This is a genomic window from Pseudomonas sp. FJ2-5-13, assembly GCF_029201605.1.
Lineage (GTDB): Bacteria > Pseudomonadota > Gammaproteobacteria > Pseudomonadales > Pseudomonadaceae > Aquipseudomonas > Aquipseudomonas lactis.
This window is the reverse complement of sequence record NZ_CP104045.1, coordinates 5,125,613-5,150,473: the sequence shown is the minus strand read 5'-3', so window position 1 is coordinate 5,150,473 and position 24,861 is coordinate 5,125,613. Positions and strand designations below refer to the sequence as shown.

General features: G+C 58.1%; 21 protein-coding genes and 2 tRNA genes. 22 read left to right on the top strand and 1 reads right to left on the bottom strand.

What is annotated here, in order from left to right:
• Window positions 1-56 precede the first annotated feature (56 nt).
• The 6 genes from dnaJ to N2A98_RS22715 all read left to right on the top strand — a co-directional run bounded on the left by dnaJ (window position 57) and on the right by N2A98_RS22715 (window position 7,660).
• Window positions 57-1,181, top strand: a complete 1,125-nt coding sequence (dnaJ, locus tag N2A98_RS22740; protein WP_014719958.1) for a molecular chaperone DnaJ — start codon at window positions 57-59, stop codon at window positions 1,179-1,181.
• Between the two features lie 10 nt (window positions 1,182-1,191).
• The gene (gene dapB / locus N2A98_RS22735) at window positions 1,192-1,998 is read left to right on the top strand and encodes a 4-hydroxy-tetrahydrodipicolinate reductase (protein WP_003194209.1); all 807 of its coding nucleotides are present in this window, start codon (window positions 1,192-1,194) and stop codon (window positions 1,996-1,998) included.
• Window positions 1,999-2,257: 259 nt separating this feature from the next.
• Window positions 2,258-3,394: a glutamine-hydrolyzing carbamoyl-phosphate synthase small subunit gene (gene carA / locus N2A98_RS22730; RefSeq protein WP_003194208.1), complete on the top strand. Its 1,137-nt coding sequence runs from the start codon at window positions 2,258-2,260 to the stop codon at window positions 3,392-3,394.
• Between the two features lie 105 nt (window positions 3,395-3,499).
• Entirely contained in the window at window positions 3,500-6,721 is a 3,222-nt protein-coding gene (gene carB, locus N2A98_RS22725; RefSeq protein ID WP_003194205.1) for a carbamoyl-phosphate synthase large subunit, read from the top strand.
• Window positions 6,718-7,194: a transcription elongation factor GreA gene (gene greA / locus N2A98_RS22720; RefSeq protein WP_003194203.1), complete on the top strand. Its 477-nt coding sequence runs from the start codon at window positions 6,718-6,720 to the stop codon at window positions 7,192-7,194. The genes carB and greA overlap by 4 nt, the downstream gene beginning before the upstream one ends.
• Before the next feature lie 28 nt (window positions 7,195-7,222).
• On the top strand, window positions 7,223-7,660 hold the full coding sequence (locus N2A98_RS22715) for an MFS transporter (protein ID WP_275622669.1): 438 nt from the start codon (window positions 7,223-7,225) through the stop codon (window positions 7,658-7,660).
• 9 nt (window positions 7,661-7,669) lie between these two features.
• Here the strand turns inward: N2A98_RS22715 and N2A98_RS22710 are convergent, their stop codons facing one another.
• Entirely contained in the window at window positions 7,670-7,978 is a 309-nt protein-coding gene (locus N2A98_RS22710; RefSeq protein WP_003176146.1) for a YhbY family RNA-binding protein, read from the bottom strand.
• Between the two features lie 107 nt (window positions 7,979-8,085).
• On the opposite strand from N2A98_RS22710, the gene rlmE reads away from it, so the two are divergent.
• The 16 genes from rlmE to N2A98_RS22630 all read left to right on the top strand — a co-directional run bounded on the left by rlmE (window position 8,086) and on the right by N2A98_RS22630 (window position 24,302).
• Window positions 8,086-8,736: a 23S rRNA (uridine(2552)-2'-O)-methyltransferase RlmE gene (gene rlmE, locus N2A98_RS22705; RefSeq protein WP_003194199.1), complete on the top strand. Its 651-nt coding sequence runs from the start codon at window positions 8,086-8,088 to the stop codon at window positions 8,734-8,736.
• A 200-nt stretch (window positions 8,737-8,936) separates the two neighbouring features.
• Window positions 8,937-10,847 carry an ATP-dependent zinc metalloprotease FtsH gene (ftsH, locus tag N2A98_RS22700; RefSeq protein ID WP_032895273.1) on the top strand — a complete coding sequence of 637 codons (1,911 nt, stop codon included), beginning with the start codon at window positions 8,937-8,939 and terminating at the stop codon, window positions 10,845-10,847.
• An 8-nt stretch (window positions 10,848-10,855) separates the two neighbouring features.
• Window positions 10,856-11,707, top strand: a complete 852-nt coding sequence (folP, locus tag N2A98_RS22695) for a dihydropteroate synthase (RefSeq protein ID WP_047711796.1) — start codon at window positions 10,856-10,858, stop codon at window positions 11,705-11,707.
• A 16-nt stretch (window positions 11,708-11,723) separates the two neighbouring features.
• Window positions 11,724-13,061, top strand: coding sequence for a phosphoglucosamine mutase (glmM, locus tag N2A98_RS22690; protein ID WP_003194195.1), 1,338 nt, complete (start codon window positions 11,724-11,726; stop codon window positions 13,059-13,061).
• Window positions 13,062-13,127: 66 nt separating this feature from the next.
• A complete protein-coding gene (tpiA, locus tag N2A98_RS22685) occupies window positions 13,128-13,883 on the top strand; it encodes a triose-phosphate isomerase (RefSeq protein ID WP_003194193.1) in 756 nt (251 codons plus the stop codon).
• 4 nt (window positions 13,884-13,887) lie between these two features.
• Complete coding sequence (gene secG / locus N2A98_RS22680; RefSeq protein ID WP_003194191.1) at window positions 13,888-14,271, top strand: preprotein translocase subunit SecG; 384 nt, start codon at window positions 13,888-13,890, stop codon at window positions 14,269-14,271.
• 22 nt (window positions 14,272-14,293) lie between these two features.
• Window positions 14,294-14,379, top strand: a tRNA-Leu gene (locus N2A98_RS22675).
• Window positions 14,380-14,475: 96 nt separating this feature from the next.
• Window positions 14,476-14,552: transfer RNA gene (locus N2A98_RS22670), tRNA-Met, on the top strand.
• A gap of 140 nt (window positions 14,553-14,692) precedes the next feature.
• Window positions 14,693-15,151 (top strand): ribosome maturation factor RimP, encoded by a 459-nt coding sequence (gene rimP, locus N2A98_RS22665; protein ID WP_032873230.1) that lies wholly within the window; start codon window positions 14,693-14,695, stop codon window positions 15,149-15,151.
• 47 nt (window positions 15,152-15,198) lie between these two features.
• Complete coding sequence (gene nusA / locus N2A98_RS22660; RefSeq protein ID WP_003194187.1) at window positions 15,199-16,680, top strand: transcription termination factor NusA; 1,482 nt, start codon at window positions 15,199-15,201, stop codon at window positions 16,678-16,680.
• A 27-nt stretch (window positions 16,681-16,707) separates the two neighbouring features.
• Window positions 16,708-19,224: a translation initiation factor IF-2 gene (gene infB, locus N2A98_RS22655; protein ID WP_003194185.1), complete on the top strand. Its 2,517-nt coding sequence runs from the start codon at window positions 16,708-16,710 to the stop codon at window positions 19,222-19,224.
• A gap of 159 nt (window positions 19,225-19,383) precedes the next feature.
• Window positions 19,384-19,779, top strand: coding sequence for a 30S ribosome-binding factor RbfA (gene rbfA, locus N2A98_RS22650; RefSeq protein ID WP_044268596.1), 396 nt, complete (start codon window positions 19,384-19,386; stop codon window positions 19,777-19,779).
• 3 nt (window positions 19,780-19,782) lie between these two features.
• A complete protein-coding gene (truB, locus tag N2A98_RS22645) occupies window positions 19,783-20,700 on the top strand; it encodes a tRNA pseudouridine(55) synthase TruB (protein ID WP_014719950.1) in 918 nt (305 codons plus the stop codon).
• Window positions 20,701-20,816: 116 nt separating this feature from the next.
• Window positions 20,817-21,086 (top strand): 30S ribosomal protein S15, encoded by a 270-nt coding sequence (gene rpsO / locus N2A98_RS22640; RefSeq protein ID WP_003177875.1) that lies wholly within the window; start codon window positions 20,817-20,819, stop codon window positions 21,084-21,086.
• Between the two features lie 195 nt (window positions 21,087-21,281).
• Window positions 21,282-23,387 carry a polyribonucleotide nucleotidyltransferase gene (pnp, locus tag N2A98_RS22635; RefSeq protein ID WP_003194180.1) on the top strand — a complete coding sequence of 702 codons (2,106 nt, stop codon included), beginning with the start codon at window positions 21,282-21,284 and terminating at the stop codon, window positions 23,385-23,387.
• Window positions 23,388-23,681: 294 nt separating this feature from the next.
• The gene (locus N2A98_RS22630) at window positions 23,682-24,302 is read left to right on the top strand and encodes a BON domain-containing protein (RefSeq protein WP_044268594.1); all 621 of its coding nucleotides are present in this window, start codon (window positions 23,682-23,684) and stop codon (window positions 24,300-24,302) included.
• The last annotated feature ends 559 nt before the right edge of the window (window positions 24,303-24,861 follow it).

Sequence of the window (24,861 nt, the reverse complement as noted above, 5' to 3'; positions counted from 1 at the left end):
GAGTTTGGCAGGGTTCAGGAGGGCCAGGTCGAACGTCCTTAAGAGTGCAAAGACTTATGGCAAAGCGTGACTATTACGAAGTATTGGGTGTGGAGCGTGGCGCCAGCGAGGCGGAGCTGAAAAAGGCCTACCGTCGCCTGGCGATGAAGCACCACCCGGACCGTAATCCGGATAACAAAGAATCCGAAGAGATGTTCAAAGAGGCCAACGAGGCCTACGAATGCCTGTGTGATCCCAATAAGCGTGCAGCCTACGACCAGTATGGCCATGCCGGTGTCGACCCAAGCATGGGCGGCGGCGGTGCCGGTTTTGGTGGCCAGAACTTCTCCGATATTTTCGGCGACGTATTCAGCGACTTCTTCGGCGGTGGCCGTGGCGGTCAGCGTGGCGGCCCTCAGCGCGGCAGCGACCTGCGTTACACCCTGGAGCTGAACCTGGAAGAGGCCGTGCGCGGCACCAGTGTCAATATCCGTGTGCCGACGCTGGTTAACTGCAAGCCGTGCGATGGCTCCGGTGCGAAGAAAGGCTCCTCGCCGATCACGTGCCCGACCTGTGGCGGTATCGGGCAGGTGCGCATGCAGCAGGGCTTTTTCTCGGTGCAGCAAACCTGCCCGCGTTGCCATGGCCAGGGCAAGATCATTTCTGATCCGTGCGACTCCTGCCACGGCGAAGGCCGCGTCGAAGAGTACAAGACGCTGTCGGTGAAAGTGCCGGCGGGTGTGGATACCGGTGATCGTATTCGCCTGTCGGGCGAAGGCGAGGCGGGTGCCCAGGGCGGCCCTACGGGTGACCTGTACGTGGTGATCAATGTGCGTGAGCACTCGATCTTCCAGCGTGACGGCAAGCATTTGTTCTGCGAAGTGCCGATCAGTTTTGTTGATGCAGCACTGGGTGGCGAGCTGGAGATTCCGACGCTGGATGGTAGGGTCAAGCTCAAGATTCCCGAGGGGACTCAAACCGGCAAGCAGTTCCGCATTCGTGGCAAAGGCGTTGCGCCTGTGCGCGGTGGCGGTGCTGGCGACCTGATGTGCCGTGTGGCGGTTGAAACCCCCGTGAACCTGAATCGTCGTCAGCGTGAACTGCTGGAAGAGTTCCGCAGCTCGCTGGAAGGCGATGACTCGCACTCACCGAAGACCACAGGCTTCTTCGACGGTGTAAAACGCTTCTTCGGCGACCTGTAAGGATCTGAATATGCGACGTATAGCCGTAATGGGCGCTGCCGGGCGCATGGGCAAGACGCTGGTCGAGGCGGTGCAGCAACGCTCGCCGGCCTCCGGGCTGACGGCGGCGATTGTTCGCCCAGGCAGTACGTTGATCGGCGCGGACGCAGGTGAGTTGGCCTCATTGGGTCGCATCGGTGTTTCGCTGTCTGGCAACCTTGAGCAGGTGGCTGACGAATTCGACGTGCTGATCGACTTCACCCTGCCGGAAGTGATGCTGAAAAATCTGGCCTTCTGCCGCAAGGCAGGCAAGGCCATGGTGATCGGCACGACCGGTTTGAGTGCCGAGCAGAAGCAGTTGCTGGTGGAGGCGGGCAAGGATATTCCGATCGTCTTCGCGGCCAACTTCAGCGTGGGCGTAAACCTGTCGCTGAAATTGCTGGACCTGGCGGCGCGCGTGCTGGGTGATGAAGCAGATATCGAGATCATCGAGACCCACCATCGCCACAAGATCGACGCGCCTTCGGGCACGGCATTGCGCATGGGTGAAGCCATTGCGGATGCGCTGGGTCGCGATCTGTCGAAAGTGGCGGTGTACGGGCGTGAGGGCCATACCGGTGCTCGTGCGCGTGACACCATTGGTTTTGCCACTGTGCGCGGTGGTGATGTGGTCGGTGATCACACAGTGCTGTTTGCCACCGAAGGTGAGCGTCTGGAAATCACCCACAAGGCCTCCAGTCGCATGACCTTCGCCAAGGGCGCGGTGCGTGCTGCGCTCTGGTTGGAAGGGCGTGAGCCAGGCCTGTACGACATGCGTGACGTGCTGGATCTGCACTAAGCAGTAGCTAAAACGGGGGCTCAGGATTATCCTGTGGCCCCGTTTTTACCCGCTAAGCGACGTCCTGTCGCATTCCCCTGCCTTTAAGGCTCATTAGCGGTGGACCAAAAAAGCCTTTTTCTGTAAGCTACAGCTTTAGTGTGTCCACTAAAAGCGCGCAGAATAATTCAGTGAAGAAGCGGGGTGACGTGTCCATACGTCACTCCGCTTTTTTACAACCTGCGATCGCCCTTTCAGGCTTTATTTACGGGAGGTCTTCTTGACTAAGCCAGCCATACTCGCCCTTGCTGATGGCAGCATTTTTCGCGGCGAAGCCATTGGAGCCGACGGTCAAACCGTTGGAGAGGTGGTGTTCAACACCGCCATGACCGGCTATCAGGAAATCCTTACCGATCCTTCCTACGCCCAACAGATCGTTACCCTGACCTATCCGCACATCGGCAACACCGGCACCACGCCGGAAGATGTCGAGTCTGATCGTGTCTGGTCGGCGGGCCTGGTGATTCGTGACCTGCCACTGGTTGCGAGCAACTGGCGTAACACGATGTCGCTGTCCGATTACCTGAAAGCCAACAACGTTGTGGCGATCGCCGGTATCGATACGCGCCGCCTCACGCGCATCCTGCGTGAAAAAGGCTCGCAGAACGGCTGCATCATGGTCGGTGACAATATTTCCGAAGAGGCGGCGATTGCCGCAGCGCAAGGCTTCCCTGGCCTGAAGGGCATGGACCTGGCGAAAGTCGTCAGCGTCAAAGAGAAGTACGAGTGGCGTTCCACTGTGTGGGATCTGAAGACCGACAGCCACGCGACTATCGAGGCTGCCGATCTGCCTTACCACGTGGTCGCCTATGACTACGGCGTCAAGTACAACATCCTGCGCATGCTCGTCGAGCGCGGTTGCCGCGTGACCGTGGTGCCTGCGCAAACCCCTGCCAGCGATGTGCTCGCGATGCAGCCGGACGGTGTATTCCTGTCCAACGGCCCGGGTGACCCTGAGCCATGCGACTACGCTATCCAGGCCATCAAGGACGTGCTGGAGACCGAGATTCCGGTGTTCGGTATCTGCCTTGGCCACCAACTGCTGGCTTTGGCCTCCGGCGCCAAGACCCTGAAAATGGGCCACGGCCACCACGGTGCCAACCACCCGGTACAAGACCTGGACACCGGTGTTGTGATGATCACCAGCCAGAACCACGGTTTTGCGGTGGATGAAGCCTCCCTGCCGAGCAACGTGCGCGCCATTCACAAGTCGCTGTTCGACGGTTCCCTGCAAGGCATTGAGCGCACCGACAAGAGCGCGTTCAGCTTCCAGGGCCACCCTGAAGCCAGCCCGGGCCCGAACGACGTAGCGCCGCTGTTCGACCGTTTCATCAATGAGATGGCCAAGCGACGCTGACTGAGTGGCCTGCGGGCGGCCCCGTATCGCGGTGGCCCCCGCAGGCTCTTCAAAGATTGTTCAAGACGGCTTGCCGACTGACCTGCGGATTTGAGTGACAAACCCATGCCAAAACGTACAGACATAAAAAGCATCCTGATTCTCGGCGCTGGCCCGATCGTGATCGGCCAGGCCTGCGAATTCGACTACTCCGGCGCCCAGGCCTGTAAAGCCCTGCGCGAGGAGGGCTACCGCGTCATCCTGGTGAACTCCAACCCGGCCACCATCATGACCGACCCGGCCATGGCCGACGCCACCTACATCGAGCCGATCAAGTGGCAGACCGTTGCCAAGATCATCGAGAAAGAGCGCCCGGACGCGCTGCTGCCAACCATGGGCGGCCAGACCGCTCTGAACTGCGCCCTGGACCTGGAGCGCGAAGGCGTCCTGGAAAAGTTCGGCGTAGAGATGATCGGTGCCAATGCCGACACCATCGACAAGGCTGAAGACCGTTCGCGTTTCGACAAGGCCATGAAGTCGATCGGCCTGGCGTGCCCGCGTTCCGGTATCGCCCATAGCATGGAAGAAGCCAACGCGGTCCTCGAGACCCTGGGCTTCCCGTGCATTATCCGTCCGTCCTTCACCATGGGCGGCACCGGCGGCGGTATCGCATACAACCGTGAAGAGTTTGAAGAAATCTGCGCTCGCGGCCTGGACCTGTCGCCGACCAAAGAGCTGCTGATCGACGAATCCCTGATCGGCTGGAAAGAATATGAGATGGAGGTTGTCCGCGATAAGAAGGACAACTGCATCATCGTCTGCTCCATCGAAAACTTCGACCCGATGGGCGTGCACACCGGTGACTCGATCACCGTGGCGCCAGCACAGACCCTGACCGACAAGGAATACCAGATTCTGCGTAACGCCTCCCTGGCGGTATTGCGCGAGATCGGCGTTGAAACCGGCGGTTCCAACGTTCAGTTCGGCATCTGCCCGGACACCGGCCGCATGGTCGTGATCGAGATGAACCCACGTGTATCGCGTTCTTCGGCACTGGCCTCGAAAGCGACTGGGTTCCCGATTGCGCGTATCGCTGCCAAGCTGGCTATCGGCTACACCCTGGACGAGCTGCAAAACGAAATCACCGGCGGCGCGATGCCGGCGTCTTTCGAGCCGTCTATCGACTACGTCGTGACCAAGCTGCCGCGCTTTGCCTTCGAGAAATTCGCCAAGGCGGATGCACGCCTGACCACCCAGATGAAGTCTGTTGGTGAAGTCATGGCGATCGGCCGCACCTTCCAGGAGTCCTTGCAGAAAGCCCTGCGCGGTCTGGAAGTGGGTGTTTGCGGCCTGGACGAGAAGCTCGACCTGAGCAACCCGGAAAGCATGAGCATCCTCAAGCGCGAGCTGACCGTGCCGGGCGCCGAGCGTATCTGGTACGTGGCGGACGCCTTCCGTGCCGGCCTGAGCGTCGAAGATATCTTCGGCATGAACATGATCGACCCGTGGTTCCTGGTGCAGATCGAAGATCTGATCAAGGAAGAAGAGAAGGTCAAGACGCTGGGCCTGTCGTCTATCGACCGCGACCTGATGTTCCGCCTCAAGCGCAAAGGCTTCTCCGACCAGCGTCTGGCCAAGCTGCTGGGTGTGACTGAGAAGAACCTGCGTACTCATCGCCACAAGCTGGATATCTTCCCGGTCTACAAGCGCGTTGACACCTGCGCCGCAGAATTCGCCACCGACACGGCCTACATGTACTCCACCTATGAGGAAGAGTGCGAAGCCGCGCCGACGGGCCGCGACAAGATCATCATCCTGGGTGGCGGTCCGAACCGTATCGGCCAGGGCATCGAGTTCGACTACTGCTGCGTACACGCCGCCCTCGCCCTGCGCGAAGACGGGTACGAGACCATCATGGTCAACTGCAACCCGGAAACGGTTTCCACTGACTACGACACCTCCGACCGCTTGTACTTCGAGCCGGTAACGCTGGAAGACGTATTGGAAATCTGCCGCGTCGAGAAGCCTAAAGGCGTGATCGTCCAGTACGGCGGCCAGACCCCGCTGAAATTGGCGCGCGCCCTCGAAGCCGCCGGCGTGCCGATCATCGGTACCAGCCCGGATGCGATTGACCGTGCCGAAGACCGTGAGCGTTTCCAGCAAATGGTTGAGCGCCTGAACCTGCGTCAGCCGCCGAACGCCACCGTGCGCAGCGAAGACGAAGCCATCCGCGCGGCCAGCAAGATCGGCTATCCGCTGGTGGTGCGTCCGTCCTACGTGCTGGGCGGCCGGGCGATGGAAATCGTCTACGAAGAAGAAGAACTCAAGCGCTACCTGCGTGATGCGGTGAAAGTCTCCAACGACAGCCCGGTGCTGCTGGACCACTTCCTCAACTGCGCCATCGAAATGGACGTGGATGCGGTCTGCGACGGCACGGATGTAGTCATCGGCGCCATCATGCAGCACATCGAACAAGCCGGCGTTCACTCCGGTGACTCGGCCTGCTCGCTGCCGCCGTACTCGCTGCCGGCGCACATCCAGGACGAGATGCGCGAACAGGTCAAGAAGATGGCCTTGGAATTGGGCGTTGTCGGCCTGATGAACGTACAGTTGGCGCTGCAAGGCGAAGACATCTACGTCATTGAAGTCAACCCGCGTGCTTCGCGTACCGTGCCGTTTGTTTCCAAGTGCATCGGTGTGTCCCTGGCCATGATCGCTGCGCGTGTGATGGCCGGTAAGACCCTGAAGGAAATCGGCTTTACCAAGGAAATCATTCCGAACTTCTACAGTGTGAAAGAGGCGGTGTTCCCATTCGCCAAGTTCCCTGGCGTGGACCCGATCCTGGGCCCAGAGATGAAGTCCACCGGTGAAGTGATGGGCGTGGGCGATACCTTCGGTGAAGCATTCGCCAAGGCCCAGATGGGCGCCAGCGAAGTGCTGCCAACCGGTGGTACCGCGTTTATCAGCGTGCGTGATGACGACAAGCCACTGGTTGCAGGGGTCGCCCGCGATCTGATCAACTTGGGCTTTGAAGTCGTGGCTACCGCCGGGACCGCCAAGCTGATCGAAGCTGCCGGCCTGAAAGTACGCCGCGTGAACAAGGTGACGGAAGGCCGTCCGCACGTGGTCGACATGATCAAGAATGACGAAGTCACCCTGATCATCAACACCACCGAAGGTCGTCAGTCGATCGCGGACTCCTATTCCATTCGTCGTAATGCCTTGCAGCACAAGATTTACTGCACCACTACCATTGCTGCTGGCGAAGCTATCTGTGAGGCGCTCAAGTTCGGTCCGGAAAAGACCGTGCGTCGCTTGCAGGATCTACACGCAGGATTGAAGGCATGATCAAATACCCAATGACCGTCCAGGGCGCCAAGGCCCTGGAAGAGGAACACGCCCATCTGACCAAGGTCGTACGTCCAAAGCTGAGCCAGGACATCGGTACGGCCCGCGAGCTGGGTGACTTGAAGGAAAACGCTGAATACCATGCTGCTCGTGAGCAGCAGGGTATGGTCGAGGCGCGGATTCGTGACATCGAGGGCCGGATTCAGAATCAGGTCATCATTGATGTCACCTCCATCCCTCATACCGGTAAAGTGATTTTCGGCACCACTGTTGAGATCGCCAACGTCGAGACTGATGAGCGCGTTGTCTATCACATCGTGGGTGAAGATGAAGCTGACTTCAAACTCGGCAAGATCTCTGTTGGTTCGCCGCTGGCCCGCGCCTTGATTGCCAAGGAAGAGGGTGATGTGGTGGCCGTCAAGACGCCGGGTGGCGTGATCGAGTACGAGATTGTCGAAGTTCGTCACATCTGAAAGACGGCGCCCGCTGCGTGCGGGCGCCATGCTTTGGCAGCTCTCTCAGATGCTTTGGGTGGGCGGCCTATGGCTGTTGCATATTGGTGTATTGCCGGCGTTGGGCCTGATTGGCCTGGCGCCGCTGCTGATCGATGAGATCGACGGATTGCTGAGTGCGCTGCTGGTGAGTTTTGCGGCGGCGTGCGTGCTGCTTCAGGTGTTGGTGCTGGTCAAGGCTGAAGGCCTGAAGAGTTTGTGGCGGGATATTCGCGGGCAACTGCTGCTGATGGCGCTGTATGCATGCGCAATGTTTTGCGTGGTGCATGTGTGGCTGCCGCAAGCGTTGCGCTGGCAGTTATTCAGCTATCTTGTGCTAGGGTTCTCTGGCCTGGTGCTGGTTATGCAACCTGCGCCGGGTGGCCTGGTGCTGGTTATGCAACCTGCGCCGGGATGGAGTGGCGGGGCGCGCGAAGCACGCCCTTGACCCTTTTCATCATTTGAAGCGATGAACGTTCGACAGTTGCTTGTTGACGCTGAAGTTCTTGCGATACAGCAGCGCCATCTTGCCGATGACCTGAACCAGGTCCGCTTTGCCGACCTTGCACAATTCTGCAACGGCGGCCAGGCGCGCTTCGCGATCAAGGATGTTGACCTTGATCTTGATCAGTTCGTGATCGTTCAGTGCGCGCTCGAATTCGGCTAGCACACCCTCAGTCAAACCGTTGTCTGCCACAATCAGAACTGGTTTCAGATGGTGGCCAATGGATTTGTACTGTTTCTTCTGCTCTTGAGTGAGCGGCATAATCTGACCCCTGCGTCTGATCTTGTAAAAAGCGGCGGCCAGTTTACCCGAGCGAGTCCGGGACCGCCCAGTTAATCACGACCCGTTTTATTTTTTCGAGGTGGCCCGTGGCCCGTTCCAAAACCAGCCTTAAGTGGCTACAAGAACATTTCAATGATCCTTACGTCAAAAAGGCGCAAAAGGACGGCTATCGTTCCCGTGCCAGCTACAAGCTGCTGGAGATCCAGGACAAGGACAAACTGATCCGTCCAGGCATGAGCGTTATCGATCTCGGCGCGGCCCCCGGTGGCTGGTCCCAGGTGACCAGTCGTCTGATTGGTGGGCAAGGTCGATTGATCGCTTCGGACATCCTCGAGATGGACAGCATCCCGGACGTGACCTTTGTTCACGGCGATTTTACCGAGGACAAGGTATTGGCCGAGATCCTGGAGGCTGTGGGAAATTCGCAGGTAGACCTTGTGATTTCCGACATGGCCCCCAATATGAGTGGATTACCGGCTGTTGATATGCCGCGTGCCATGTTCCTGTGTGAGCTGGCGCTGGATTTGGCAGGTCGGGTGTTACGTCCGGGTGGCGATTTCCTGGTGAAGGTGTTCCAGGGCGAAGGTTTCGACGAGTACCACAAGAACATTCGCAAGTTGTTCGACAAGGTGCAGACCCGCAAACCGGACTCTTCCCGTGACAGGTCCAGGGAGCAGTATCTGCTGTGCCGTGGCTACCGCGGCGTCGAAGGCGCTGCGAGCGAAGAGCGTTTTTGAGAAATTCGAGGAGGGCGATAGGTTTTTTTATATCGCTTTCGTCACGAAGCTTTACGAATATTGCGTAGTCAAAGTTTCACAAAGGGTTACAGACGGCGCCTGCCAGAGTTGTAGGTAATGTAGTAAGTTAGGCCGGTGAATATCATGCGAAGCGCGCGCCAGTAGCGGAGCTTGCTTCAGAGGGTAGTTAATTGAACGATATGGCAAAGAATCTGATCCTGTGGTTGATCATTGCGGCTGTCCTGGTGACGGTGATGAACAACTTCTCCAGCCCTAACGAGCCGCAGACCCTCAACTATTCCGACTTCATCCAGCAAGTTAAGGATGGCAAGGTCGAGCGCGTAGCGGTTGATGGCTACGTGATTACCGGTAAGCGCAACGATGGCGACAGCTTCAAGACCATTCGTCCTGCCATTCAGGACAACGGTCTCATCGGTGACCTGGTGGATAACAAGGTCGTTGTGGAAGGCAAGCAGCCTGAACAGCAAAGCATCTGGACTCAACTCCTGGTGGCCAGCTTCCCGATCCTGGTGATTATCGCCGTGTTCATGTTCTTCATGCGCCAGATGCAAGGCGGTGCGGGAGGCAAGGGTGGGCCGATGAGCTTTGGCAAGAGCAAGGCGCGCCTGCTCTCCGAAGACCAGGTAAAAACCACTTTGGCTGACGTTGCAGGTTGCGACGAAGCCAAGGAAGAAGTCGGCGAGTTGGTCGAGTTCCTGCGTGATCCGGGCAAATTCCAGCGTCTGGGTGGCCGTATCCCTCGCGGTGTGCTGATGGTGGGCCCACCGGGTACCGGTAAAACCTTGCTGGCCAAGGCGATTGCCGGCGAAGCCAAGGTGCCTTTCTTTACCATTTCCGGTTCTGACTTCGTCGAAATGTTTGTCGGCGTCGGCGCCAGCCGTGTTCGCGATATGTTCGAGCAGGCCAAGAAGCACGCGCCATGCATCATCTTCATCGACGAAATCGATGCCGTTGGTCGCCATCGTGGCGCTGGCATGGGTGGCGGTCACGATGAGCGTGAGCAGACCCTCAACCAGTTGCTGGTAGAGATGGATGGTTTCGAGATGAATGACGGCATTATCGTCATCGCCGCAACCAACCGTCCCGACGTGCTGGACCCTGCGTTGCTGCGTCCGGGCCGTTTTGACCGCCAGGTTGTGGTCGGCCTGCCGGACATTCGTGGTCGTGAGCAGATCCTGAAAGTACACATGCGCAAGGTGCCGATGGGTGACGACGTGGCTCCGGCTGTGATCGCCCGTGGTACTCCCGGCTTCTCCGGTGCTGACCTGGCAAACCTGGTCAACGAGGCGTCGCTGTTCGCTGCCCGTACTGGCAAGCGCATCGTTGAGATGAAAGAGTTCGAATTGGCGAAAGACAAGATCATGATGGGCGCCGAGCGCAAATCCATGGTCATGTCCGAGAAAGAGAAGCAGAACACCGCTTATCACGAGGCCGGTCACGCCATTGTAGGTCGTGTTGTGCCTGAGCATGACCCGGTCTATAAAGTGTCGATCATTCCCCGTGGTCGGGCACTCGGTGTGACCATGTTCCTGCCGGAAGAGGATCGTTACAGCCTCTCCAAGCGTGCGCTGATCAGCCAGATCTGCTCGCTCTATGGTGGCCGTATTGCTGAGGAAATGACCCTTGGCTTTGATGGTGTGACCACTGGCGCCTCCAATGACATTATGCGTGCCAGCCAGATTGCGCGAAACATGGTGACCAAGTGGGGCTTGTCGGAAAAACTCGGCCCATTGATGTACGCCGAAGAAGAAGGCGAAGTGTTCTTGGGTCGTGGTGGCGGTGGGCAAAGCGCCAGCTTCTCGGGTGAGACAGCCAAGCTGATCGACTCCGAGGTTCGCAGCATCATTGACCAGTGCTACGGCACGGCCAAGCAGATCCTGACTGACAACCGTGACAAGCTGGACGCCATGGCTGATGCATTGATGAAGTACGAAACCATCGATGCCGACCAGATCGACGACATCATGGCGGGCCGTGCGCCGCGTGAGCCGCGCGACTGGGAAGGTGGTTCGGGTACTTCGGGCACTCCGCCTGTGGTGCAGAATGAGCGCCCTGAAACGCCTATCGGCGGCCCGGCAGCTGATCACTAAGGTTTGAAATGACTTCTGCTTTGTCCTCTACCCGGTTGCCTTGCGGCAACCGGGTTCTTGATTTGGCCCGGACGCATGTCATGGGCATCCTCAATGTAACCCCTGACTCCTTTTCCGATGGTGGCCGCTTCAGCCAGCTGGACGCCGCGTTGCACCACGCCGAGGCGATGGTGGCTGCCGGTGCGACGTTGATTGATGTGGGAGGGGAATCGACCCGCCCTGGCGCCCGCGTTGTTTCTCCATTGGAGGAGCTGGAGCGTGTGGCGCCGGTGGTTGAGCGCATTGCCCGTGAGCTGGATGTCATCATCTCGGTAGACACCTCCACCCCGGCAGTGATGCGCGAAACAGCGCGTCTCGGAGCGGGGTTGATCAATGATGTGCGTTCGCTTCAGCGCGACGGCGCCCTTGATGCGGCCGCTGCAACTGGCTTGCCCGTCTGCCTCATGCATATGCTGGGTGAGCCCGGCAACATGCAGGACAATCCGCATTACGACGACCTGGTTGGCGAGGTAAGTGGGTTTCTTGCTGAGAGGATTGCCCAGTGTGTGGCTGTGGGTATTGCGCCCGAACAGATCATCCTCGATCCGGGGTTTGGCTTTGCCAAGACCCTGCAGCACAATCTAAGCCTGTTCAAACACATGGACGCCTTGCACGCCCTTGGTCGCCCGCTGTTGGTCGGCGTTTCGCGCAAGAGCATGATAGGGCTCGCCTTGAATCGCCCGGTCGGCGAACGCCTGTATGGCGGCCTGGCGCTTGCGGCGCTTGCTGTAACCAAGGGCGCACGTATTTTGCGTGTGCATGATGTCGCCGAAACGGTCGATGTGGTGCGCATGCTCGCTGCTGTAGAATCAGCCGAATAAGAATGATGGAGCACTTATGACTAAGAAATATTTTGGCACCGACGGCATTCGTGGTCGGGTCGGCGAATTCCCGATCACCCCTGATTTCATGCTCAAACTGGGTTGGGCGGCAGGCATGGCGTTCCGCAGCATGGGCGCGTGTCGCATCCTGGTGGGCAAGGACACCCGAATTTCGGGCTACATGTTTGAATCCGCGCTGGAGGCTGGCCTGTCCGCCGCCGGGGCCGACGTGATGCTGCTGGGCCCTATGCCTACGCCGGCAATCGCTTACCTGACGCGTACCTTTCACGCTGAAGCCGGTATTGTGATCAGCGCCTCCCACAATCCTCATGATGACAATGGCATCAAGTTTTTCTCGGGGCAGGGCACCAAGCTGCCTGACGAGATCGAGTTGATGATCGAAGAGCTGCTGGATGCGCCGATGACGGTGGTTGAGTCCAGCAAGCTGGGCAAGGTGTCGCGCATTAACGACGCGTCAGGCCGCTATATCGAATTCTGTAAAAGCAGTGTTCCGAGCAGCACCAATTTTGCAGGCTTGAAGATTGTTGTCGATTGCGCCCATGGTGCGACCTACAAGGTGGCGCCGAGCGTCTTCAAGGAGCTGGGTGCACAGGTCACCGTGCTGTCGGCTCAGCCTAACGGCTTGAACATCAACGACAATTGCGGCTCTACCCACATGGAGCAGCTGCAGGCTGCTGTGCTGGCTGAGCATGCGGACCTGGGCATCGCTTTTGACGGCGATGGCGACCGTGTGCTGATGGTGGATCACACCGGCACGATCGTGGATGGTGATGATCTGTTGTTCATCATTGCCCGTGACCTGCATGAGCGTAACAAGCTGCAAGGTGGCGTGGTCGGCACCCTGATGAGTAATCTCGGGCTGGAATTGGCGTTGGCAGAACTGGGGATTCCCTTTATTCGCGCCAATGTCGGTGATCGCTACGTGATCGCCGAGCTGCTGGAGCGTAACTGGTTGGTCGGCGGCGAGAACTCCGGGCACGTGGTTTGCTTCCAGCACACCACCACGGGCGACGCGATCATCGCCGCGCTACAGGTGCTGTTGGCCCTGCGTCGCCGCGAGGAGAGCCTGGCCCAGGCGCGCCAAGCCCTGCGCAAGTGCCCGCAAGTGCTGCTCAATGTGCGTTTTGCCGGTGGCGAAAACCCCATCGAGCACCCTGCTGTCAAAGAGGCTTGCGAGCGCGTGACCCAGGCAATGGCGGGGCGCGGGCGTGTGTTGCTGCGCAAGTCCGGCACAGAGCCGCTGGTGCGTGTGATGGTCGAAGGCGAGGACGAAACACAGGTTCGCGGCCATGCCGAAGACCTGGCAAAACTGGTAACTGAAGTTTGCGCCTGAATTCGGCTTGCCAGTGATGATGTGGTTGGGTAACATCTGCGCCCACTTTGACCGACGGGGTACAGCATGCGTCGCACTATGGTAGCTGGTAACTGGAAGATGCACGGTACCCGCGCCAGTGTCGCTGAGCTGATCAACGGCCTTCGTCACTTGGCCTTGCCTAGCGGTGTTGATGTCGCGGTGTTCCCGCCTTGCTTGCATATCAACCAAGTGGTTGATGGCTTGAAGGGCAAGTCGATTCAGGTCGGCGCGCAGAACTCTGCGGTAGAGCCGATGCAAGGTGCGTTGACCGGCGAGATTTCGCCGAGTCAGCTGGTTGATGCGGGTTGTTCCTATGTGCTTGTCGGGCACTCCGAGCGTCGCCAGATGATGGGCGAGCGGGATGGGACGCTCAACCGCAAGTTCGCCGCAGCACAGGCTTGTGGCTTGATTCCGGTGTTGTGCATAGGGGAGACCCTTGAGCAGCGCGAATCGGGCAAGACTCTTGAAGTTGTCTCGCGTCAGCTGGGCAGCATCATCGAGGAGCTGGGTGTTGGTGCATTTGCAAAGGCGGTCATTGCTTACGAGCCGGTCTGGGCCATTGGCACCGGGCTGACTGCTACACCGCAACAGGCGCAGGATGTGCACGCAGCCATCCGCGCGCAGTTGGCGGCAGAGAATTCTGAAGTCGCACAAGGTGTGCGGCTTCTATACGGCGGCAGCGTGAAGGCGGCCAATGCGGTCGAACTGTTCGGCATGCCGGATATCGATGGGGGGCTCATTGGTGGAGCTTCCCTGAATGCAGATGAGTTCGGTGCGATCTGTCGCGCCGCGGGAAACTGAAAAAATGCTGGAAACAGTCGTAGTCGTTTTTCATCTGTTGGCTGCCCTGAGCGTAGTTGCTCTGGTTTTGTTGCAACAGGGTAAAGGTGCGGATGCTGGTGCGTCTTTCGGTGCAGGTGCTTCAAATACTGTGTTCGGAAGCCAAGGTTCCTCTACCTTTCTTAGTAAGTTTACTGCTATACTTGCCGCAGGTTTCTTCATAACCAGCTTAGGGTTAGGTTACTTTGCTAAAGAGAAAGCTCATGTGCTGACTCAAGTAGGTTTGCCAAACCCAGCAGTGTTGGAAGTTCCAAAAGCAAAACCGGCTTCTGATGATGTCCCGGTGCTTCAAGAGCAAAAGTCGGCTACTCCAGCGACTGACGTACCTCCAGCTCAAGAGCAGAAGTAAGAAGGGTTGTAAACGCTGTATTGCCGAGGTGGTGGAATTGGTAGACACGCAACCTTGAGGTGGTTGTGCCCATAGGGTGTAGGGGTTCGAGTCCCCTTCTCGGTACCAATTATCAGGAGAGCCCGCTGTTGCGGGCTTTCTTGTAGGTGGAAGGTTACATTGACCCTGCAAGGGATCGGTCGTATACTTCCGCCCCAGCTTTGTCGCGGGGTGGAGCAGTCTGGTAGCTCGTCGGGCTCATAACCCGAAGGTCGTCGGTTCAAATCCGGCCCCCGCAACCAGTTTTAGCGGAGCCCCTTTTAAGGGGCTTTTTGTTAGCTGGACACTTTCAACGCCGCTGTTCGACGGCGTTTCAAGGATGGGCGTTTCGCCCATTTTTTTATTTTGCACAGCATGCACATACATGCACGAGGGGGTTCAGGTGTCGAGCAAGCTAGAAGAGTTGCAGGCCTTGTTGGCCCCGGTGGTCGTGGCCCTAGGCTATGAATGCTGGGGTATTGAGTTTTCGGCTCAAGGTCGCCACTCAATGTTGCGCGTTTATATCGATAAAGAGGGCGGCGTGCTGGTGGACGATTGTGCCATTGTCAGCCGTCAGATCAGCGGTGTGCTGGATGTTGAAGATCCAATCTCCGTTGAATACACCCTTGAAGTTTCCTCGCCAGGCATGGAACGCCCACTGTTCACTATCGAGCAGTTTGCTAAATATGCCGGTGAACAAGTGAAGATCAAGCTGCGCTCCCCCTTTGAAGGGCGACGCAACTTTCAGGGCCTTCTGCGCGGTGTAGAAGAGCAGGATGTCGTGGTGCAGGTAGAAGACCATGAGTTCCTGTTGCCGATCGATATGATCGACAAGGCCAACATTATTCCCAGTTTTGACTGAGACGCGGATCCCGCGGATCCAATGGCTTGCGAAAGGCGAGGCGTACGATGAGCAAAGAAGTACTGCTGGTTGTTGAGTCGGTATCCAATGAAAAGGGTGTACCGGCAAGCGTGATTTTTGAAGCGTTGGAGCTGGCCCTGGCCACTGCTACCAAGAAACGTTTTGAAGACGAAGTAGATCTGCGTGTGGAAATCAACCGCCACACCGGTGCCTATGAGACTTTCCGTCGTTGGACGGTGGTCGAAGAGGACGATCTTGATGATCCGGCAATCGAAACCTGGCCAAGCAAGGTTGCGCAAACGCATCCGGGCGCTCAGGTTGGCGATGTTGTTGAAGAAAAGATCGAGTCGATCGAATTCGGCCGTATTGCTGCACAGACCGCCAAGCAGGTCATCGTGCAGAAGGTTCGCGAAGCCGAGCGCGCTCAAGTCGTTGACGCCTATCGCGAACGCCTGGGTGAAATCATCTCCGGCACCGTGAAAAAAGTTACCCGCGACAACGTGATCGTCGACCTGGGCAACAACGCCGAAGCGTTGCTGGCCCGCGAAGACATCATCTCTCGCGAAACCTTCCGTGTCGGCGTGCGCTTGCGTGCGCTGCTCAAGGAAATCCGCACCGAGAACCGCGGCCCACAGTTGATCCTGTCGCGTACCGCGCCGGAAATGCTGATCGAGCTGTTCCGTATCGAAGTGCCGGAAATCGCCGAAGGCCTGATCGAAGTGATGGCTGCGTCCCGTGACCCGGGTTCGCGTGCCAAGATCGCGGTCCGCTCCAAGGACAAACGCATCGACCCGCAAGGCGCTTGCATCGGTATGCGCGGTTCGCGCGTCCAGGCAGTGTCGGGCGAATTGGGCGGTGAGCGTGTGGACATCGTCCTGTGGGACGATAACCCGGCGCAGTTCGTGATCAACGCCATGTCGCCAGCTGAAGTGGCGGCAATTATCGTTGACGAAGATGCCCATGCAATGGACATCGCCGTTGGCGCAGACAATCTGGCTCAGGCCATTGGTCGTGGTGGTCAGAACGTGCGTCTGGCCAGCCAACTGACCGGTTGGACCCTGAACGTGATGACCGAATCGGACATCCAGGCTAAGCAGCAAGCTGAAACCGGTGACATCCTGCGCAACTTCATCGAAGAGTTGGAAGTCGATGAAGAACTGGCACAGGTGCTGGTAGATGAAGGCTTCACCAGCCTGGAAGAGATTGCCTACGTACCGTTGGAAGAAATGCTCAACATCGACGGCTTTGACGAGGATATCGTCAACGAGCTCCGCGCTCGGGCCAAGGATCGTTTGTTGACTAAAGCCATCGCTACTGAGGAAAAGCTGGCAGACGCCCATCCGGCCGAAGACCTGCTCTCGCTTGAGGGTATGGACAAGGATTTGGCGATGGAACTGGCGGTGCGCGGCGTAATTACCCGCGAAGACCTGGCCGAGCAGTCTATTGACGATCTGCTCGACATCGACGGCATTGACGAAGATCGTGCCGGCAAGTTGATCATGGCCGCCCGAGCCCATTGGTTCGAGTAATTAGGCGCGGCCTGAGGAGAGAAGTGCATGACGCAAGTCACGGTGAAACAACTGGCCGATGAGGTCAAAACACCGGTAGAGCGCCTGTTGCAGCAGATGCGTGAGGCAGGTCTGCCGCACACCGCCGCCGATGAAGGTGTGAGCGATAGTGAGAAGCAGTCTTTGCTGACTCACTTGAAGAGCAGCCACAAGGCGAAAGTGGAAGAACCGCGCAAGATTACATTGCAGCGCAAAACCACCAGCACCCTGCGGGTTGCAGGTAGCAAGAGCATCAGCGTTGAAGTACGCAAGAAGAAAGTCTTCGTACAGCGCAGCCCGGAAGAAATCGAAGCCGAGCGCAAACGCGAGCTGGAAGAACGTCGCGCAGTAGAAAATGCTGCACGTCAGAAGGCTGAAGAAGAAGCCAAGCGTCGCGCCGAAGAAGAAGCGCGTCGCCAGCCTGCTGCTGCGCAACCTGCTGCCACTGACGCGGTCGCCGCCCCTGTTGAAGCTGTGCGTGAGGCTGCCCCGGCTGCCGCTGCACCTGCTCCTGCAGCAGATGCCCGCAAGCGCGACGAGCCTCGTCGTCCGGACAAACCACGTGCTGACGACAACAATCGTCGCGGTGGTGGTGGCGATGGCGAGCGTAAAAACGCTCCGCACCGCGCCTCGGTCAAAGAGAAAGCGCCTGCGCCACGCGTTGCCCCACGTACCACCGACGAAGAAAGCGATGGCTTCCGTCGTGGTGGTCGCGGCAAGGCCAAGCTGAAGAAGCGCAACGCCCACGGTTTCCAGAGCCCAACCGGCCCTGTCGTGCGTGAAGTGAAGATCGGCGAGACCATCACTGTGGGCGATCTGGCCCAGCAGATGTCGGTCAAGGCTGCTGAAATCATCAAGTTCATGTTCAAGCTGGGCACTCCAGCCACCATCAACCAGGTACTGGACCAGGAAACTGCCCAGTTGGTTGCTGAAGAGCTGGGCCACAAAGTGACCCTGGTCAGCGACACCGCCCTGGAAGATTCCCTGGCCGAGTCCCTGAAGTTTGAAGGTGAAGCGGTTTCCCGTGCGCCGGTTGTGACCGTAATGGGCCACGTTGACCACGGTAAGACTTCCCTGCTCGACTACATCCGTCGTGCCAAGGTTGCCGCAGGCGAAGCCGGTGGTATTACCCAGCACATCGGTGCATACCACGTTGAAACCGAGCGCGGCATGGTCACCTTCCTCGACACCCCAGGTCACGCCGCGTTTACCGCAATGCGTGCCCGTGGTGCCAAGGCGACCGACATCGTGATCCTGGTGGTTGCAGCGGACGACGGCGTAATGCCGCAGACCATTGAAGCTGTCCAGCACGCCAAGGCTGCCGGTGTTCCTCTGGTCGTTGCCGTGAACAAAATCGACAAGCCGGGCGCTGATCTCGATCGCATCCGTAGCGAACTGTCGGTTCACGGCGTGACGTCCGAGGAATGGGGTGGCGAGACGCCATTCGTATCGGTCTCGGCAAAAATGGGTACCGGCGTTGACGAACTGCTCGAAGCGGTCCTGTTGCAAGCCGAAGTCCTGGAACTGACCGCTACTCCATCGGCTCCTGGCCGTGGCGTCGTGGTTGAGTCCCGTCTCGACAAGGGCCGTGGCCCGGTTGCTACCGTGCTGGTTCAAGACGGTACCCTGCGCCAAGGCGACATGGTGCTGGTCGGTTCGAACTACGGCCGTGTACGTGCCATGCTCGACGAGAACGGCAAGCCAATCAAGGAAGCCGGTCCTGCCATCCCAGTCGAGATTCTCGGCCTGGACGGTACGCCGGACGCTGGCGACGAGATGAGCGTAGTGGCCGACGAGAAGAAAGCCCGTGAAGTGGCTCTGTTCCGTCAAGGCAAGTTCCGCGAGGTCAAGCTGGCCCGTGCTCACGCCGGCAAGCTGGAAAACATCTTCGAGAACATGGGCCAGGAAGAGAAGAAGACGCTTAACATCGTCCTCAAGTCTGACGTTCGTGGTTCCCTCGAAGCGTTGAACGGCGCCTTGAACGGCCTGGGTAACGACGAAGTGCAAGTGCGCGTTGTCGGTGGCGGTGTCGGTGGTATCACCGAATCCGACGCCAACCTGGCACTGGCTTCCAACGCTGTACTGTTCGGCTTCAACGTGCGTGCCGATGCTGGCGCTCGCAAGATCGTCGAGCAGGAAGGCCTGGACATGCGTTACTACAACGTCATCTACGACATCATCGAAGACGTCAAGAAAGCCCTTACCGGCATGCTTGGCAGCGACGTCCGGGAGAACATCCTGGGTATCGCCGAGGTGCGTGACGTGTTCCGCTCGCCGAAATTCGGTGCGATCGCCGGCTGTATGGTGGTTGAAGGCACTGTGTACCGTAACCGTCCAATCCGTGTACTGCGTGAAGACATCGTTATCTTCGAAGGCGAGCTGGAATCCCTGCGCCGCTTCAAGGATGACGCTGCCGAAGTACGTGCCGGCATGGAATGCGGTATCGGCGTCAAGAGCTACAACGACGTCAAGGTTGGCGACAAGATCGAAGTCTTCGAGAAGGTTCAGGTTGCTCGCAGCCTCTAACTCGCGCACTTCAGGAGCCGCGCAGCGTGTGGGCATGCAGATGCCCCGCGCAGCGTCAGGACTCTAAACGCAACGCCCGGTCTGGCTTTTGTCAGGCCGGGCGTTTGCCGCTTTCAGACCCCACGGGTTTCACCGTGTGGCAGTAACAGGTAACAAGACATGGCAAAAGAATACAGCCGTACCCAGCGTATCGGCGATCAGATGCAGCGTGAGCTGGCCCAACTGATCCGTCGCGAAGTCAAAGACCCACGCGTTGGCCTGGTCACCATTACCGCTGTTGAAGTGAGCCGTGACGTGGGTCACGCCAAGATCTTCATCACCGTGATGGGGCAGGACAGCAGCGAAGAAATCGCGCAAAGCATCAAGGTGCTCAACTCCGCCGCAGGTTTCCTGCGTATGCAGTTGGCCCGTGAAATGAAGCTGCGCAGCGTTCCGCAGTTGCACTTCCACTACGACGAAAGCGTCGTGCGTGGCGCGCACCTGTCGGCCCTGATCGAACGCGCCGTGGCTGAAGACAGCCAGCATCCGTCCACACCTGACGACGCCAAGGAGTAAGCGGTGGCTCAGGTCAAACGTATTCGTCGCAACGTCAGTGGCATCATTCTGCTCGACAAACCCATTGGCTTTACCTCCAATGCCGCGTTGCAGAAGGTTCGCTGGCTGCTCAACGCCGAGAAGGCCGGGCACACCGGCAGCCTTGATCCATTGGCCACCGGTGTATTGCCGTTGTGCTTTGGCGAGGCCACCAAGTTTTCGCAATACCTGCTTGATTCCGACAAGGGTTACGAAACCCTGATGCAACTGGGCAAGACCACCACCACGGCAGATGCCGAAGGTGATGTTTTGCAGGTTCGCGACGTGACCGTTGGTCGTGCGGATATCGAAGCTGCCTTACCCGCTTTTCGTGGGCAAATCAGTCAGATACCGCCGATGTACTCGGCACTCAAGCGCGATGGCCAGCCACTTTACAAGCTGGCACGTGCGGGCGAAGTAGTGGAGCGCGAACCGCGTTCTGTTACTATTGCGCGCTTGGAATTGCTCGCTTGCGAAGGCGACACTGCCCGTTTGGCCGTGGACTGCAGCAAAGGCACCTATATCCGTACCCTGGTGGAAGATATTGGTGAAAAGCTCGGTTGCGGCGCGTACGTTGCAGAACTGCGACGCACCCAGGCCGGGCCTTTCAGCCTGGCCCAGACGGTCACGCTGGAAGAGTTGGAAGCGGTACATGCCGAAGGCGGCAATGAAGCGGTTGATCGCTTCCTGATGCCATCGGACAGCGGTTTGCTCGATTGGCCGCTGCTGCACTTCTCGGAGCACAGCGCGTTCTACTGGCTCAACGGCCAGCCGGTACGCGCCCCGGATGCCCCGAAGTTCGGCATGGTGCGAGTACAGGATCATAACGGTCGCTTTATCGGTATCGGTGAAGTGAGCGAAGACGGGCGCATCGCGCCGCGTCGGCTGATTCGGTCAGAATGACCGGACGAGTGTGGCTGTTAACAGGCATGGTCACTACTCATTTTTAGATACAGGGATTTGTCCCTGGCCTGTTGAAACTGCCCTTTGGGTGGTTTCCTTAAAAAAAGGATTGCCTCATGGCTCTCGACGTTCAAGAAAAAGCACAAATCGTAGCTGACTATCAGCAAGCTGTTGGTGACACTGGTTCGCCAGAAGTGCAAGTTGCACTGCTGACCCACAACATCAACAAACTGCAAGGTCACTTCAAGGCCAACGGTAAAGACCACCACTCCCGTCGTGGTCTGATCCGCATGGTAAACCAGCGCCGTAAGCTGCTGGACTACCTGAAAGGCAAGGATCTGGGTCGTTATCAGACTCTGATCGGTCGCCTGGGTCTGCGTCGCTAATAAGCGATTGCGCTAGAGGTTGGTTGTCTGCCGCGTGTCATCGGGATTCCCGTTGGCCCGTGGTAGGCTCCCAGCCTCAAGTTTTATCTGGATACACGTTTTACCCTGGACGAGCGTCGGGCCGATTCCCGTCATTGCCCAAGAATTTCGCAAGAAGACAAGTTCCCCCAAGAGCCACAAAGAAGGTAGGACACCGTGAACCCGGTTATCAAAAAATTCCAGTTCGGTCAGTCGACCGTTACCCTCGAGACAGGCCGTATCGCCCGTCAAGCCTCCGGCGCAGTGCTGGTTACCGTTGACGACGACGTGACCGTATTGGTGACCGTTGTTGGCGCCAAGACCGCTGACCCGAGCAAGGGCTTCTTCCCTCTGTCCGTTCACTACCAGGAAAAAACTTACGCTGCCGGTAAGATCCCTGGCGGTTTCTTCAAGCGCGAAGGCCGTCCTTCCGAGAAAGAAACCCTGACTTCCCGACTGATCGACCGTCCGATCCGTCCGCTGTTCCCAGAAGGCTTCATGAACGAAGTGCAGGTTGTCTGCACCGTCGTTTCCACCAGCAAGAAGACCGATCCGGACATCGCTGCGATGATCGGTACCTCGGCTGCCCTGGCCATCTCCGGCATTCCTTTCGATGGCCCGATCGGCGCTGCCCGCGTTGCGTTCCACGAAAGCACCGGCTACCTGCTGAACCCGACTTACGAGCAACAGAAAGCCTCGAGCCTGGACATGGTCGTTGCCGGTACGTCCGAAGCCGTATTGATGGTTGAATCGGAAGCCAAAGAGCTGACCGAAGACCAGATGCTGGGTGCCGTACTGTTTGCTCACGACGAGTTCCAGGTTGTGATCAACGCGGTTAAAGAATTGGCTGCCGAAGCTGCCAAGCCAACCTGGACCTGGGCTGCTGCCCCGGAAGCCACCGAGCTGCTGGGCGCTATCCGCTCCGAGTTCGGCGCTGCCATCTCCGACGCCTACACCATCACCGTCAAGGCCGACCGTTACGCTCGCCTGGGCGAGTTGAAAGACCAGGTCGTTGCCAAGCTGTCCGGTGAAGAAGGCCAGCCTTCTTCCAGCGAAGTCAAAGCGGCTTTCGGTGAGATCGAATACCGTACCGTTCGCGAAAACATCGTTAACGGCAAGCCACGTATCGACGGTCGCGATACCCGCACCGTACGCCCGCTGAACATCGAAGTTGGCGTACTGCCCAAGACCCACGGTTCGGCGCTGTTCACCCGTGGCGAAACCCAGGCCCTGGTGGTTGCGACCCTGGGTACTGCCCGTGACGCACAACTGCTGGACACCCTGGAAGGCGAGAAAAAAGACCCCTTCATGCTGCACTACAACTTCCCTCCGTTCTCGGTGGGCGAGTGTGGTCGTATGGGCGGTGCAGGTCGTCGCGAAATCGGTCACGGCCGTCTGGCTCGCCGTTCGGTTCAGGCCATGCTGCCTGCCGCTGACGTGTTCCCGTACACCATCCGTGTTGTATCGGAAATCACCGAGTCCAACGGTTCCAGCTCCATGGCTTCGGTCTGCGGTGCTTCCCTGGCACTGATGGACGCCGGTGTGCCAATGAAGGCACCGGTTGCCGGTATCGCCATGGGCCTGGTTAAAGAAGGCGAGAAGTTCGCCATCCTGACCGACATCCTGGGTGACGAAGACCACCTGGGCGACATGGACTTCAAAGTAGCCGGTACCGCTAAAGGTGTGACCGCGCTGCAGATGGACATCAAGATCAAGGGCATCACCGAAGAAATCATGGAAATCGCTCTGGGCCAAGCCCTGGAAGCGCGCCTGAACATCCTCGGCCAGATGAACCAGATCATTGGTCAGTCCCGCACCGAACTGTCGGAAAATGCTCCGACCATGATCGCGATGAAAATCGACACCGACAAAATCCGTGATGTCATCGGTAAAGGCGGCGCGACCATCCGTGCGATCTGTGAAGAAACCAAGGCTTCGATCGACATCGAAGACGACGGCTCGATCAAGATCTTCGGCGAAACCAAGGAAGCGGCTGAAGCAGCACGCCAGCGCGTCCTGGGTATCACCGCTGAGGCCGAGATCGGCAAGATCTACGTCGGCAAGGTTGAGCGCATCGTCGACTTCGGCGCGTTCGTCAACATCCTCCCAGGCAAAGACGGTCTGGTTCACATCTCCATGCTGAGCGATGCTCGCGTTGAGAAAGTGACCGACATTCTGAAAGAAGGCCAGGAAGTGGAAGTGCTGGTACTGGACGTGGACAACCGCGGCCGTATCAAGCTGTCCATCAAGGACGTAGCAGCAGCCAAGGCTTCGGGCGTTTAATCACCCGCAGGCTTTACGCTGAAAAAAGGACTCTTCGGAGTCCTTTTTTTATGGGCGCAAGAAAATGAAGCAGAATCAGCTGTTTAGCGCCGCCCAAAAGCCGCAACTTGCATGCAGGCACGATGAGCTTCATGCAAGTTGCACGATTTCGAAAATTCATGCTTTTCATAAGTCATTGTTTAATAAGGGTTTTAATCTGTTAGGTGACTTGGCACACTGCCTGCAATATCCCTGGTAGAGCTGCAGCATGAAGGTTTACGCCTGCAGACTTTTAATAAAACAGGAGTTACTCGTATGAAGAAGTTCGCTCTCGCTACTGCTACCGCTCTGACCCTGGCCATGGGTGCTAACGTAGCCTTTGCTCAGACTTCCCAAGCCCCTATGACTTTGGCGGCCGGTGAAGCGACCAAGGCTAAGGAAAGCGTTTCGGATACTTGGATCACCACTAAAGTCAAAGCTGACCTGCTGACCGAAAAAGGCATTCCAGGTTCGGACATCAAGGTTGAGACCAACAAAGGTGTGGTTTCCCTGTCCTCCGACGTCGCTATCTCGGATTCGCAGAAAGCTACTGCTGTAGCCATCACCAAGAAAATCAAAGGTGTGACTGCAGTTTCCGCTGACGGCCTGCTGGCTGGCGGTGCTACCAAGGCTGACGGCATCGACAAAACCAAAGGCGCTGCCCACGACGCTAAAGAGACCACCAGCGACACTTGGATCACCACTAAAGTGAAGGCTGACCTGGTAACTGAAAAAGGTATTCCAGGCACCGACATCAAGGTTGAAACCAACAAAGGTGTTGTATCCCTGTCGTCGGCTACCGCTGTGACTGCTGCGCAGAAAGCAACCGCTGTAGAGATCACCAAGAAAATCAAAGGCGTTAAAGCTGTATCGGCCGATGGCCTGAAAGCAGAGTAATGCTGAACGTTTCGTTTGAACTGAATAGCGGCGGCTTAGGGTGAGTTAGATATCCACCTGACGCACCTCTGGAGTTCATGCGACCGACCACACGGATGTGGTCATTGCAGGCCCCGGCACTTGTGTCGGGGCCTGTTCTATTTCGGGTTGAAACAGAAATCAGGCCAAAAAAATGTGGGAGCTGCCTGCGATACGCATAGGTGTCTACACAACTTCGCAGCGACGCTGAACCTGTGGCGAGAGAGCTTGCTCCCGTGAGGACCTACCAACCGACGCAGATGTGCCTGACACACCACGATCCAAATGTGGGAGCTGGCTTGCCTGCGATGGCGGCCTGACAGCCGACGCCCAGCTACCTGACACCCCAACGATCCTACTGTGGGAGCGGGCTTGCTCGCGAAGGCGGCCTGGCAGTCAACACGGTTGGATTGTGTATATATCCATTGCTGCGGTAACGGCTGCTTAGGGTTCCGCTCTGACAGCGGCTCACTTTTGAAAAGCGCAAAAGTAAGCAAAACGCTCTTGCCCCACCACTCGGCACCTCTCTTGGGCTCGGTGT